At 61.8% G+C, this 12322-nt stretch carries 15 protein-coding genes; 1 reads left to right on the top strand and 14 read right to left on the bottom strand.

Translation table 11 applies throughout. The annotated features are described in order from the left end of the window. Nucleotides 1-4: 4 nt before the first annotated feature. A complete protein-coding gene (locus PMI37_RS23360; protein WP_008085633.1) occupies nucleotides 5-622 on the bottom strand; it encodes a LysE family translocator in 618 nt (205 codons plus the stop codon). A 150-nt stretch (nucleotides 623-772) separates the two neighbouring features. Here PMI37_RS23360 and PMI37_RS23355 point away from each other — a divergent pair, with 150 nt between their 5' ends. Continuing rightward, the gene (locus PMI37_RS23355; protein WP_045123253.1) at nucleotides 773-1225 is read left to right on the top strand and encodes an Lrp/AsnC family transcriptional regulator; all 453 of its coding nucleotides are present in this window, start codon (nucleotides 773-775) and stop codon (nucleotides 1223-1225) included. A gap of 17 nt (nucleotides 1226-1242) precedes the next feature. Here the strand turns inward: PMI37_RS23355 and PMI37_RS23350 are convergent, their stop codons facing one another. The 13 genes from PMI37_RS23350 to PMI37_RS23295 all read right to left on the bottom strand — a co-directional run bounded on the left by PMI37_RS23350 (nucleotide 1243) and on the right by PMI37_RS23295 (nucleotide 12303). Then, nucleotides 1243-2568 (bottom strand): LLM class flavin-dependent oxidoreductase, encoded by a 1326-nt coding sequence (locus PMI37_RS23350; protein ID WP_008085630.1) that lies wholly within the window; start codon nucleotides 2566-2568, stop codon nucleotides 1243-1245. Between the two features lie 7 nt (nucleotides 2569-2575). Continuing rightward, nucleotides 2576-4930 (bottom strand): TonB-dependent receptor, encoded by a 2355-nt coding sequence (locus PMI37_RS23345; RefSeq protein ID WP_008085628.1) that lies wholly within the window; start codon nucleotides 4928-4930, stop codon nucleotides 2576-2578. Nucleotides 4931-5059: 129 nt separating this feature from the next. After that, nucleotides 5060-6133, bottom strand: coding sequence for an AraC family transcriptional regulator (locus PMI37_RS23340; RefSeq protein ID WP_008085626.1), 1074 nt, complete (start codon nucleotides 6131-6133; stop codon nucleotides 5060-5062). Between the two features lie 42 nt (nucleotides 6134-6175). Beyond that, nucleotides 6176-6793, bottom strand: coding sequence for a glutathione S-transferase C-terminal domain-containing protein (locus tag PMI37_RS23335; protein ID WP_008085624.1), 618 nt, complete (start codon nucleotides 6791-6793; stop codon nucleotides 6176-6178). A gap of 14 nt (nucleotides 6794-6807) precedes the next feature. After that, nucleotides 6808-7788, bottom strand: a complete 981-nt coding sequence (locus PMI37_RS23330; protein ID WP_157173112.1) for an ABC transporter substrate-binding protein — start codon at nucleotides 7786-7788, stop codon at nucleotides 6808-6810. 334 nt (nucleotides 7789-8122) lie between these two features. Next, the gene (locus PMI37_RS31465) at nucleotides 8123-8281 is read right to left on the bottom strand and encodes a DUF2986 domain-containing protein (protein WP_008085620.1); all 159 of its coding nucleotides are present in this window, start codon (nucleotides 8279-8281) and stop codon (nucleotides 8123-8125) included. A gap of 54 nt (nucleotides 8282-8335) precedes the next feature. Then, nucleotides 8336-8662, bottom strand: a complete 327-nt coding sequence (locus PMI37_RS23325) for a low molecular weight protein tyrosine phosphatase family protein (RefSeq protein ID WP_008085617.1) — start codon at nucleotides 8660-8662, stop codon at nucleotides 8336-8338. Next, nucleotides 8659-8853: a hypothetical protein gene (locus tag PMI37_RS23320; protein ID WP_008085616.1), complete on the bottom strand. Its 195-nt coding sequence runs from the start codon at nucleotides 8851-8853 to the stop codon at nucleotides 8659-8661. Before PMI37_RS23320 ends, PMI37_RS23325 begins: the two co-directional genes overlap by 4 nt. Nucleotides 8854-8958: 105 nt before the next feature. Further along, complete coding sequence (locus tag PMI37_RS23315) at nucleotides 8959-9282, bottom strand: gamma-glutamylcyclotransferase family protein (protein ID WP_008085613.1); 324 nt, start codon at nucleotides 9280-9282, stop codon at nucleotides 8959-8961. Between the two features lie 67 nt (nucleotides 9283-9349). Next, the gene (locus PMI37_RS23310; RefSeq protein ID WP_008085611.1) at nucleotides 9350-10258 is read right to left on the bottom strand and encodes an alpha/beta fold hydrolase; all 909 of its coding nucleotides are present in this window, start codon (nucleotides 10256-10258) and stop codon (nucleotides 9350-9352) included. 67 nt (nucleotides 10259-10325) lie between these two features. Beyond that, nucleotides 10326-10712 (bottom strand): cupin domain-containing protein, encoded by a 387-nt coding sequence (locus PMI37_RS23305; protein ID WP_008085609.1) that lies wholly within the window; start codon nucleotides 10710-10712, stop codon nucleotides 10326-10328. A 32-nt stretch (nucleotides 10713-10744) separates the two neighbouring features. Continuing rightward, nucleotides 10745-11608, bottom strand: coding sequence for an AraC family transcriptional regulator (locus PMI37_RS23300; RefSeq protein ID WP_008085608.1), 864 nt, complete (start codon nucleotides 11606-11608; stop codon nucleotides 10745-10747). Nucleotides 11609-11817: 209 nt separating this feature from the next. After that, entirely contained in the window at nucleotides 11818-12303 is a 486-nt protein-coding gene (locus PMI37_RS23295) for a GNAT family N-acetyltransferase (RefSeq protein WP_008085607.1), read from the bottom strand. Nucleotides 12304-12322: the final 19 nt, after the last annotated feature.

Here is a 12322-nt window from a genome sequence, read left to right as displayed (position 1 = left end):
TAGATCAGACACGCCACTGTCCGATCAGCAACACCAGCGCAATGACAATCATGATCAAGCCAGACAACCGACAGACCCAACGCGCAGCGGCAGGACGTGCCCGAAGAACGACTTGCGAACCGAAACCGACCAGCAAATACACCACGCCACAACTGATGGTGTGCACCAGGCCGAGGGCAATCATTTGCAGCGGCACGGGCCACGGCGCAGCGGTATCGGTGAACAGTGGCAACAGCGCGAGAAACAGCAGAAAGACTTTCGGATTGAGTCCGCTGACGCACAAGCCCTTGAAGGCCCAACGGGCCCACGAATCGCTTGCCTGACCCTCGTCGGCGTGTGGCGCGGCAGGGCGGGCAAGCAGGTTGGCGCCCAGCCAGAGCAGGTAGCCGGCGCCGGCCACGGTGAGCGCGGACAAGGCCAGCGGATGCCTGGCGACCAAGGTGCCGACGCCAGCGGTGACGATCAGGGTTGCGAGCAAGTGGCCGGATAACAGCCCGGCGACGGCGGGCAAGACCACGCGATGCTTCAGGCCGGCGGAGATCGCGTAAGCCCAATCGGCGCCCGGCGTGATGACGAACAGGATCGACACCGCCCAGAACGCGGCGAACACACTGAGGCTCATGACGTCACCCTAGACGGTGGATAGCAGGTTGTTTTTTTCATCATTGCGTCCTGAAACAGATTTTTGGATACAGGAAGAATAATGAAAGTCCGCTAGAATCTTCTCTCGAAGATGGTCGTAAAGACGCTGCTGATTGGAAGGTTTTACTGCGTGGATAGAATTGATCGGAAGATTCTTGCTGAGCTGCAAAAGGATGGACGCCTGTCGGTCACCGAACTGGCTGACCGAGTGGGCTTGAGTCTCTCGCCGTGCCATCGCCGTGTGCGGGCGCTGGAAGAGTCGGGGGTGTTGCTGGGTTATCGTGCGCAACTGGACCCGGCAGCGCTCGGCCTCAACTTCTCCGCCATGGTTTTTGTCACCCTGCGCGAAGGCGACCGGCAAGCGGTCGAGGCGTTTGAGACGGCGCTGGTCGACATCCCCCAAGTGGTCGATGCGCAACGATTGTTCGGTGAGCCGGATTACTTGCTGCACGTCATCACTGAGGATTTGCCGGCGTTCCAGCGCCTGTACGACGACAGTCTCTCGACGCTGCCGAATGTCCAGCGCCTGACCTCAACGCTGGTGATGAAACGGGTGGTGCAGGATCGTCCGTTGCCGTTGTGATGGCGCCGCGTTTCGGGTCAGCGCCGGTAGCGATTACCCGGCCGTTCCAGGCCCAAATGATCGCGCAAGGTGCTGCCGCTGTATTCCTCGCGGAACAGCCCGCGCTGCTGCAGTAAAGGCACCACGCCGTCGACGAAGTCATCCAGACCTTCCGGCAGGAACGGCGGCATGATGTTGAAGCCGTCGGCAGCCTGGCCGACGAACCATTCTTCAAGGGTGTCGGCGATGGTTTTCGGCGTGCCGATCACAGTGTGATGGCCGCGCGCACCGGCAACTTTCAGGTACAACTGGCGAATCGTCAGGTTTTCCCGGCGCGCCAGATCGATGAACAACGCCTGACGGCTCTGCATCGAATTGCTCGGCGGCAGCTCCGGCAACGGGCCGTCCAGATCATATTCGGACAGGTCGAAACCACCGGCCATGCCCGCGAGCATCGCCAGCCCGACACGCGGCTCGACCAGATCCTGTAGCTGTTGGTATTTATCTTCCGCCTCGCTTTGAGTGCGGCCGATTACCGGTGAAATCCCCGGCATGACTTTCAACTGATCAGGGCGGCGCCCATAGCCGGCCAGGCGACCTTTGACGTCGGCATAAAAGGCCTGGGCATTGCTGAGTGTTTGTTGCGCGGTGAACACCACTTCGGCGGTGCGCGCGGCGAGTGCCTTGCCAGGTTCCGAGGAGCCCGCCTGAATCAGCACCGGGTAACCCTGCGGCGTGCGCGGAATGTTCAGTGGCCCGCGCACCCGGTAGGTTTCGCCGTGGTGATTGAGCACATGCAGTTTGTCCGGCTGGAAAAACACGCCACTGGTTTTGTCGCGGACGAAGGCATCGTCTTCAAAACTGTCCCACAGCCCGGTCACCACATCGATGAACTCTTCGGCGCGCTGATAACGATCACCATGCTCGAAATGCTTCTCGCGGCCAAAATTCAGCGCTTCCAGATCGGTCGCCGAGGTCACCAGATTCCAGCCACTGCGCCCGCCACTCAGGTGGTCGAGGGAGGCGAACTTGCGCGCCAGTAAATAGGGTTCGTTGTAGCTGGTAGAAACCGTCGACACCAGACCGATGCGCTCGGTCACCGCTGCCAGCCCCGAGAGCAGCACCAGTGGATCGAAGACATCGCCAGCGGTGGTGAACTGGCCCAGTTCCGGCGAGCCCATCAAGGCCAGGTTGTCGGCGAAAAATATCGCATCGAACTTGCCGCGTTCGGCGGTGGTGGCGAGTTTTTTGAAGTGCTGGAAATCCAGTCCGCCGCCAGCCCAGGCACGCGGATGGCGCCAAGCGGCAAGGTGGTGGCCGCTGCTCATGAGAAACGCGCCCAGGCTCATTTTTGCTGTTGTCATAGTGTCCTCAGAAGTCATAGCGCAAGGTCACGCCGGCAGTGCGCGGCTGGCCTGGCGAGGCGGTGTAAAGACCGTTGGAACCACTGCCAACGGCCAGGTAATACTCGCGATCGAAGGCGTTTTTCACCCACAGCGAGGCGTCCAGCAACCCGTCGCCGTAGTCGACGCGCGCGCCCAGCGAGAAGTTGGCGAGGCCGTAACCGTCGATCTTCGCCAGATCAGAGTTGTCGAGGGTGCCTTCGCTGGCCGAGCGATAGGCGTAGCTGCCGGTGGCGTAGGGTTCAATGCCATCGATGCGCGGCCATTTGTATTCACCGTTGACGTTGCCGATCCAGCGCGAGGCGCCGGCCACACGCTGGCCGCTGAGGTCGCAATTGGTTTGCCCTGGATTTTCCGAAGGGCAGGGCGCGTCTTTGAATGACAGGTAAGTGACGTCGTTGAACGAGCCGTTGACGTTCAACGTCAGGCCGCGCACCGGTACGGTGGTCGCTTCGAACTCGACGCCGCGCGAGCGCACGGTGCCGGCGTTGGTCAGCAACTGGTAACCGGTCAATGAACCGGGCGGCTGGTAGTAAGTGGTGGCTTGATAGCCGTTCACGCCGGTCCAGAACAGGTTCGCGTTGAGCTGCAAGCGCTGGTCGAACAACTGGCTTTTGATCCCCAGTTCTGCATCGTTCGCCCGCTCCGGGCCGACCAATAACGACTCTGCGCCAGCGCTCGGCGCCGAGCCGACCGCAAGGTTGACGCCGCCGGATTTCTCACCGTGGGACAGCGAGGTGTAGCCCAACACATCGTCGCTGAAGTGGTAGCTCAAGCTGGCCAGAAACGATGGCGCCGCGTTGTACAGGTGCAGGTCACCGGTGTCGTAGGCGCCGACCTGGCTGGCGCGCACGGCGTTGCCATCGACCACCCCCGGAATGACGACCGGCGTACCACCGCCGATGGGGGCGAAGCGCTTCACGTTGGCTTCTTTTTCTTCGTAGGTGCCGCGTATGCCGGCGCTGAAATCCAGGCGCTGCGTCATGTGCCAGGTGCCTTGGGCGAACAGCGCGTAGCTCTCGGTGTCGATCTTGCCGTTGACCTTGCTGTTGACGTTGTTCAGCGCATTGAGATTGGTACCGATCAGGTTGAGGTCCGCCAGCGGCCCGAGATTGGTGAAGATGCGGTTGCCGAGGTCTTGCTTGAACGCGTAGGCGCCAACCACGTAATCAAAGAACTCGCCTTTAGGCGAAGCCAGACGCACCTCTTGGGAGAACTGACGGTCGTGGACTTCGTAGCCGAAGTCGTTGATCACCGGGACTTCGAGCTGGTCGGCATCGTTGGCCGGGTTGAAGTGCCAGCTGCGGTAAGCGCTGATCGAGGTCAACGTATAGCCGCCGGCAAGGTTCCAGTTGGCTTCAACGGAACTCGCATTCTGGTGCACGCTGACGTTCTGCCGGCCGTCGATGTTGCTTTCGCCCACCTGCGGATTCGCGCCAACGAGTGCCGCGCGGCGCCAAAACACGGGCCCCGCGCCGTAAATCACGCTGCTGCCGCTGCTGGAGTTTTCGCTGTTGTATTCGTTGATCCAGCGCAGGCTGAAATCGTCGTTGGGTTTGAACAGCAATTGCCCGCGCAGGCCTTCGCGCTCACCGCCGAGCAGCGTTCGGTCGTCATGGTGATTGTTCAGATAGCCGTCATCGCGTGTGCGATAGAACGACAAGCGCCCGGCGAGGGTATCGGTCAGCGGCCCGGAGACCGTGCCTTTGCCCTGAAAGTAGCCGTCCTGCCCGCCCGACACTTCGAGGCTGCGCTCGGGGGTGAACGTCGGGCCACGGGTGGTGATGTTGAGCACGCCGGCCGTGGTGTTTTTGCCGAACAACGTGCCTTGCGGCCCGCGCAGCAGTTCCAGTTGCTCGACATCGAGCATGTCAAACGCGGCCATGCCGGGGCGACCTAGATAAACGTTGTCCAGATAAATCCCGGCACTGCCTTCGAGGCCATCGCTGGCCGGGTTGTTACCAATGCCGCGTACCGCAAGGCTGGAAACACGGGCGTGAACATAGGCGACGTTGACGCTGGGCAAGGCCTGTTGCAGATCCTGAATCTTGTAGATGCGCTGGCTTTCCAGGTTGGCGCCGCTGAGGGTGGTGATCGGCGTCGGCACGTCTTGCGACTGTTCTTCGCGACGGCGTGCGGTCACGGTGACCTGTTCAAGCCTGGGCGCCAAGTTGTCGGCCTGAGCTGACGTCGCTGCAGACGATTCACTTTCTTCAGCGGCGAAGCTCTGGGTCGAACAGAGGACACCGGGCAGCGCCAGCCATAAGGAAAAGCTCAGGGGCTTGAGGCGATGGGCCGTGGTGGCCGAATAACGTAAAAGCATGGACGCAGAGCTCCTTTTATTGCCGCGCGACGCTATCGGTCGGGCTCGGTAGGCGTGCCATGCTAGAGCGTGTGAAGGAGAGAAAAGGGGCCTGCGCGGACAACCTGTGGTCCGCCGCAGACAAGTGACTCAAACCGCGATCGACAGTGCTCGCTCAGCCGCGAAAACAGTGGGCCGTGGCACGTAACGTTGAGGTTGCAACGGCAGATCATCACGGCGCCATTTACCGGGACTTGCGCCGGTCCAGCGACGGAACGCGCGATTGAAACTGCTCGGCTCATTGAAGCCCAATCGGTAGCAGACTTCGTTGATTGAACAGTCGGTCTGGCGCAGGTAACTGAACGCCAGTTGCCGCCGGCAATCGTCGAGCAACGTCTTGAAGCTGCTGTCGTGCTTGAGCAAGTGCCGATGCAGATTGCGTACGCTCATGCCGAGTTCATCGGCAACCCGACTTTGCTGAACCTCGCCTAACGGCAGGTAACGGATAATCGCCGCGCGAACCCGTTCTGGCAGATTCAGGCGTCGTTGCCGTTCGAGATAGTCGTTGAGCACGCCGTCGAGTCCCTGAGCCACGGCGTGATTGGCTGTGTTCAGCGGTGCATCCAGCCAGCGGTTGCTGTACTCAATGGCGTTTTCGCCGGCGTCGAAGCGGATCGGGCAACCGAGCAAACGCGTCCAGCGCTGCGGATCTTCTGGAGCAGGGCGCGCCAATCGCACACCGTCCACGATGGGCAGATCCACCCAGGTTTGCCGGGTGAAGCGCACCGCGCAGGCAATCGACGCTTCGGTGGCGATTTGCTCCACTTCCGCGCCGTCGGCCACGCCGTAAACCATGCGCGTGGTGTGCGGCCCGCGCACCAGGCTCATTGCCGCCGACGTGGTGATCACCGGGGCGTAACGCACGCCCCGTTGCAACGCTTCAATCACCGTCGAGCTGCTTTGCGCGGCGAAAAACAACCCGTGAAAGTCGGTCGGATAACTGTACTGCGCCACTTGCAGGCCGAAGCATTCGTCAGCACTGATACGCCGCGCCGCCCGCCAGAACGCACTCATGGCGGGGAGGGCGATGCGCTGATCGGGGTCATGCAGATGACAGCGACTGATACCGGCCTCGTGCAGCAACGGGGCGGCGTCGATGCCCCGTGCTTCCAGCGTGCGGGCGATGACTTGGGCCCAGGTGGCAATGGTATCGGTGCTTGGCATGGTGATTCTCCGGCGTGCTCGGTTATCCGTCCTCGGGGTGACTCAGGCGAGGCCTTCGGCGCTCAGTGTGTGCACCACCGATTCTCGGGCGCGGAAGCGACCGAGCGCAGCTTGCAGCGCAGGGAAATCGTTGAGCACACCGACGCGCGCGCTCCAGCCGAGGAACACGCCGAGGTAGGCGTCCGCCACGGTGAAACGATCGCCGACCAGATACTCGGTCTGCGCCAGTCGTGCTTCGATCGGCTTCAGTGCGTTGGTCAGCTGTTCCAGTGCTCGCTGGCGAATGCCGGGGAATGCTGTTTCATCGGCGCTGTAACGCTCGGGCCGATTGATCGGGCGAAACGCGGCGACGTGTACTTCGGTCGCGACGTAACCGAGCCAGCCCTGAATCTGCGCGCGCTCGACCGAACCTGCCGGGGCGAACAATTGTGTGCCGGGTTTGAGATCGGCGAGGTACGGCATGATTGCGGTGTTCTCGGTGAGGAGCGTCTGGTTATCCAGCAACAGCGCCGGCACGCGACCGGTCGGGTTGATCTGGCGATACGGCGAGTTCGGGTCGCCGAAGGTCACGCGCTCGACGCTGATCGGCAGTTGCAGTTCGTGAATCACGACATGGGCGGCGAACGAGCAGGCACCGGGAAAAATGAACAGGGTGGTCATGGGCATTCCTTGTTTTAGCGGCTGGCTTGTGGGGTTTGCGAAGCGGTGTCGGTCTGTTGCAATGCGGCCTCGATGAAGCGCGGTTCGGCCCAGCTCTTCACGTCGAACCCTTTGCGGATCAGCTTCGCGTTGAGCGCCAGATCGACGCTGCGCTGCAAGTTGTCGAGGAAGGGTGCGTCGAGTTGCGGGGCGAAAATTTTCACCAGCGATTGATCTTTGGCATCGGTGGTGAGGATGTCTGCCGGGAAGCTGGCGAGCTTGGAAACGAGGTTGATGTAGTCCTGTTTATGCTCGTCGTTGCGCAACCAGGTGATGGCGGGTTGTTGCGCCTTGATCAGGCGCGCGACCAGTTCCGGGTGCGCATCGACGAAAGCGCCACGCCCCAACAGCACGGCTTGCATGCTACCGGCGCCATCAAGGTCGACGGTGGTCAGCGGCAGCTCGGCGAGGCCGCGCGCCTTCAGCGCAATCACCCCGGCGCCGGACCAGGTGGCGTCAATCTGCTTGGCGGCCAGTGCCGCGTTGGCGGCGTTGTAATCGAGGTTGACCACTTTGTAGTCGCTTTCTTTCAAGCCCTGATGCGCCAGTGCCGAGGCAAACGAAAGCTGCGTGGCAGTCCCGCGAAAGATCGCCACGCGTTTGCCTTTCAGTGCTTCGAGTGTGGTGATGCCCGAGCCGGGCTGCACCGCGAGGTAGAGTTTGACGTCACGCGCGGTTGCACTGAGCAGGCGCGTGTCGAGGCCACCGGCCTTGCCGATGATCGCCGGCAAATCGCCGAGGTACGCGAAGTCTTCCTGATTGTTGGCCAGTGCTTCGTTAATCGCCGGCCCCGCGCCTTTGAAGAAGTCCCAGCGGACCTTGATGCCGTCTTTCTCAAACTCCTTTTCCAGTGCCTGGCGATCGCGCAGCACATCGACAATCCCGGCGCCGCTGGGCGTCGGGCCCGCGCTGATGTCCGGCACGGCGATACGGATTTCCTTGACCGCATCGGCCATGACGGCACTGCTGACCAGGACGGCAGCGAGGGAAAGCGCCGCTGTGGCGAGGGAGATTGTGCTTGACGACGTCGTTCGAATCACGCGGATGCTCCTGCAAATTCCAGCGAGGTGCCGGATCGGAGGCGCAGATATAGCGGCGTGTGGTTGGAGAAATAAAATACTTAAAAATATGCGCTTTATTCGATTGCGGAATATAAGCGGTGGGGCAAAGCCTGCGCGTGCAATGCTTTGCGGGCATAAAAATTATGCGGGGCTGGCAGGCGCCGAAAAGTCCTTACCAGCGGGCTGAGCGGATGGCTGAAGTCCGCCCGGTATGACGCAGCAGGGGGGATCAGCTCTGCGCAGAATCCTGCGACTCGGGCGTTTCTTCAGTCGCCTGTTTCGCCCGGTCAGCCTTGCTGATGTATTTAGGTTTTTTCGGTGCCAGTTTGGCGCTGGCCTTTTTGGCCTTTTCCTTGAACAACTGCTTCAGCTTTTTTTGACGATTCATGGGTTCTGCTCGGTTTGAAATTGTTGAATTAAGGCTGCGATTTGCGCATGAAGCCTACGGGTTGAGGTAGGGCTTGACGGTGTCTTCGAGCAGGTCCACCAGCGCCGGGTCCATGAACGGGTAATCGTCGGGGATGTCCAGCGAGTAGATGCGCTTGTGCTCAAGCAGACGGGCGTATTCGGCCTGCAGGCGATTGAGGTGTTTGCGTTCCATGACGAAGATGAAATCGGCCCAGCGAATATCCGCCGGGCCGATCGTTTTGCGTGCGTTCGGGCTTGTGCCGGCGGAGCGGGCATTGAAGCCCTCACGGCGGCGCCAGATGGCCTCTGCCGTGGGGCTGCGCCACTGGTTGCGGCTGCAGACAAACAGAAGATTGGTCACGCTTGATCCAACAATTGGCGAGTGGAGCGAATGGGGTAGCTCATGCCGAGTTGGCGTGCCCTGATCAACTTGTCGCCACGGGTGTACATCAGCTTCCAGTTCTTGGGCGGCTTGAACTTCAGCGGATCGGCCGCTTTGCCATTGCCGTGTTTACGGGCCTGCTGACGTCGCCAGGCGCGGGTTCTGTTCATGGTCATTTCCTCGTGAATACCGGGTTCAGCAGCCGCGGTAATACGAGTTGTGGCTATGGTAAGCGTGAATCGGTGCAGTGGCTAGGCGGCGATGGCGAATATTGATCAGCGCAAGGCGTACACGTTGGCTTCGATCAGCGTGCCGTCGGCCAGCGTCACGGCGGTCACAACCCGCTGGTACTCGGCGCCTTCAAACGCGTCGAGGTCGGCCCAATGGGCAGGGAAGTTCTGCGATGAAAATACGAAACCCTCGATTACGTCGCCATCATCCGCAATTACCAGCCCCGGAAAGCCCATCTCGGCGCCCCAGCCCGCCTGCGTCAGTCGACCTCTGAGCGAGGCCGGCTGCCAGGTGCCACCGACGTTCTGCATGACATGCTCATTCGGCCGCCCCGGGCCCAGGGTTCCATAAACGAATAGACGCTCCACGTTAGCTCCTTGCGATCAAAAGAGTGGAATCCTGACGCATGGCGCGGGGCGCGGCAACGGCAAATCCTCACATCGCGATAAAGTCTCGAACGGCCTTGATCGTCGGCGCCGGCGCTTCCTCCATCAGCCAGTGTCCCGCTGCCGGAATCACCACCTCCGTGACGTTGTCCGCAGCGTTGCGCATCACGATCGCTTGGTTATTGCCGAAGGACTTCTCACCGCCGATGGCCAGCACCGGCATGGGCAGTTTTTGCTGCAGCACAGGTGCGTTGTCGATGGCGTCCTGGCGGATGCTGCGGAACTGCGCAAACGCTGCATGCATGGCACCTGGCCGGGCATAGAGTCTGGCGTAGTGTTGGCGAGTGCCTTCGTCGATTTTAGCGGGGGTGCCGGCGAACTCGTTCCAGAAACGGTCGAGGTAAATCCGCTCGCGTCCGGCCACCAGACGCTCCATGTCCGCACCGCCGAAATCGAAATGCCAGAGCATCGGCGAGCGAACAATGTCGTTCCACGGCGTGATGCCGGGAACGGGCGCATCCATCACCACCAGCCGATCGGTGAGCTGCGGATAGCGCGCTGCATAGGCGAAGGCGACCATGGTGCCGATGTCATGGCCGATGACCACCGAATGTTCGATCTTCAGCGCCGCCAAAACGGCGCGAATGTCCGCCGCCTGAGTCTTCTTGTCGTAACCGTCTTGCGGGATCGACGACAACCCCATGCCGCGTAGATCGGGCACCACCACCGTGTGATCACGCGCCAGATCCGCCGCGAGCGGCGCCCACATATCACCGGTATCGCCAAAACCATGCAACAGCACCACGGCCGGGCCTTTGCCGCCGACACGCACATGCATCGTCGCCCCGTCGGCCTTGATCTCCTGCGTGTGGAAGGTCGCGGGGAAGGGCGTCACGTCGGCGTGGGCCGGCAGGCTCAGGGCGAGCAAGGTGAGAGCGGCAAGCAGTGGGCGCGTCATGTCGATGGTTCCAGGGCGGGGGGCGGTGGAATGAGCGTAGACGCCTGCGCGAATTCCGACAGGGCTGTCAGATCCACACGTCATTATCGGCGGTGCGTTCGCCCCCCTCATCGCCCGTGTTCAACACACCCCGAGGCTCGATCATCATCACGCGGGCCTCACCTTCGGCGGCCGTGCGGTGCTCAACGCCACGCGGCACGACATACAGCTCGCCCGGTTTTACGTAGACACAGCCTTCGCGCAGGTCAATGCGCAGCGTGCCCTCGATCACCAGAAACGCCTCGTCGGTGTCGGCGTGGGTGTGCCAGATGAATTCACCTTCGATGCGCACGACTTTGAACTGGTAGTCGTTCATTTCGGCGACGACGCGCGGGCTCCACTGTCGATCGATCAGCGCGGCTTTGTGCGCCAGGTTGACGGGTTGCAGGTCGGGGGTGGCGGGGGTGGTGTGCATGACGAATCCTCTAAGAGTCGGGAATCGTCAGCCTAGCGAAGGGGTGGGTTGCGTGGCTTGTACGATCCTGCAAGTGGACGGTGCGCGCGCATGCGCTCCAGCCAGCGCGATGGCGATACGCCGTAACAGCGGGTGAAGTGGCGGGTCATGTGGCTTTGATCATGGAAGCCTGCGGCCAGTGCGGCGTCGACCAGGCTGAAGCCGTCGAGCGCCAGGGCGCGGACTTGATCCAGACGGCGCAGGGTCACGAATCGATAGGGGCTGGTGCCAAACAGCACCCGGAAGTCGCGCGACAGGCTCCAGCGCTCGCGGCCGCTGGCGTGTTCAAGCATCTCCAGGGTAATCCCCAGGTCGAGGTGCGCCAGGATGAATTCCCGGGCCCGCTCGGCCGCCCGGTAGTCCAGCAGTTTGCGCCCGCGCGGTTTGCCGGCGACGGCTCTCATGGCGGTGGCCAGATCAAACAGCGCGTCCTGTTCTTCCAGCGCGTCGAGCGGATGGTCCATGGCCTGGACAAACGTTGCGCTGGCCCGGTACAGGCGCGGATCGCTCGACAAACCGCCGGCAATGTAGGGCAGTGGCTCGCCGCCGAGGACCTGTTGAATCAGGGCCGGATCGATGTAGGCCATGCGATAGCGAAAGCCCGCCGCTGTGCCGGCGCTGCCGTCGTGCAGTTCATCGGGGTGCAGGATCAGCGTGTTGCCGGGTACGCCGTGACGCAGCGAGCCCTTGTAATGAAAGCTTTGCACCCCCGCCAGCGTGCGGCCGATGGAGTAGGTGTCGTGCCGGTGCGGGTCATAGCCATGCCCACCGAACCAGGCCTCGATTCGCTCTACCTGACCGGGTTGGGCATTGCGGATGACCCAGTCGGTGGCGGGGGAAGATTCGCGTCGATCCATTGTTTCAATGTCCGGTAGGGAAGGGCTGCACGGGAGGCCAGCGCCGAGCTGCCAATCAGTGATTGTGCCACCTGCACGCCTTGCCGATTGAACGAGCAGTCAGCTGTCGTGGTGCCAATCTCGATCATCCCACCATTGGGACATGCCCCAGAGTCCGGCGTAGAAGACAAGCAGTCCGAGGATGACCCACACGATTCGGCTTCTGCGGGTCATGACAAGCGCAGGCCCATCTCGATGGCGCGCTGCTCGAAGCCGAACTCCGCGTAAATCCGTATGGCGCGTTCGTTGAACGGCCAGACTGTCAGCCGCAAATCCTGGGCGTCGTGTTCGATGGCCCAGTCCTTGACGCGTTGCATCAGCCCGCGACCGATGCCTTTGCCCCAGAACGGCTCGGCGACACACACCGAGCCAATGCGCACGACATTCTGCGGCTGCATCAGCGGCCCGGCGCTGGCCGACAGGTTGGCGGTAATGAACGCGGCGGCTTGACCATCGACAGTGGCGAGAAACGCCACTTGACCGGGTTTCTCGAAAATACCGGACCAGTGCGGTAAGTCACGGGAATAGTCTTCAGTGGCGGCTGCGTAGATGTCGGGGCGGGCGTCGTGGTGCACCGAATTGAGCAGTTGGCCCAACTCACACATCGTCAGTGCATCTTGCGCCGTGGCGATTCGGTAAATGATGGTGGCTTCCATGGCGGATAACGCTCCTTGA

It is taken from the genome of Pseudomonas sp. GM80, from assembly GCF_000282515.1.
Classification (GTDB): Bacteria; Pseudomonadota; Gammaproteobacteria; order Pseudomonadales; family Pseudomonadaceae; genus Aquipseudomonas.
Note: the sequence above shows the minus strand (reverse complement) of the source record. Positions and strands in the feature narration are given on the sequence as shown.

Excerpts from the sequence above, each read along its gene's own strand:
- PMI37_RS23360 (WP_008085633.1), bottom strand. The coding sequence starts at position 622 with ATGAGCCTCAGTGTGTTCGCCGCGTTCTGGGCGGTGTCGATCCTGTTC.
- PMI37_RS23350 (WP_008085630.1), bottom strand. The coding sequence starts at position 2,568 with ATGACAACAGCAAAAATGAGCCTGGGCGCGTTTCTCATGAGCAGCGGC.
- PMI37_RS23345 (WP_008085628.1), bottom strand. The coding sequence starts at position 4,930 with ATGCTTTTACGTTATTCGGCCACCACGGCCCATCGCCTCAAGCCCCTG.
- PMI37_RS23340 (WP_008085626.1), bottom strand. The coding sequence starts at position 6,133 with ATGCCAAGCACCGATACCATTGCCACCTGGGCCCAAGTCATCGCCCGC.
- PMI37_RS23335 (WP_008085624.1), bottom strand. The coding sequence starts at position 6,793 with ATGACCACCCTGTTCATTTTTCCCGGTGCCTGCTCGTTCGCCGCCCAT.
- PMI37_RS23330 (WP_157173112.1), bottom strand. The coding sequence starts at position 7,788 with ATGGCCGATGCGGTCAAGGAAATCCGTATCGCCGTGCCGGACATCAGC.
- PMI37_RS31465 (WP_008085620.1), bottom strand. The coding sequence starts at position 8,281 with ATGAATCGTCAAAAAAAGCTGAAGCAGTTGTTCAAGGAAAAGGCCAAA.
- PMI37_RS23320 (WP_008085616.1), bottom strand. The coding sequence starts at position 8,853 with ATGAACAGAACCCGCGCCTGGCGACGTCAGCAGGCCCGTAAACACGGC.
- PMI37_RS23310 (WP_008085611.1), bottom strand. The coding sequence starts at position 10,258 with ATGACGCGCCCACTGCTTGCCGCTCTCACCTTGCTCGCCCTGAGCCTG.
- PMI37_RS23305 (WP_008085609.1), bottom strand. The coding sequence starts at position 10,712 with ATGCACACCACCCCCGCCACCCCCGACCTGCAACCCGTCAACCTGGCG.
- PMI37_RS23300 (WP_008085608.1), bottom strand. The coding sequence starts at position 11,608 with ATGGATCGACGCGAATCTTCCCCCGCCACCGACTGGGTCATCCGCAAT.
- PMI37_RS23295 (WP_008085607.1), bottom strand. The coding sequence starts at position 12,303 with ATGGAAGCCACCATCATTTACCGAATCGCCACGGCGCAAGATGCACTG.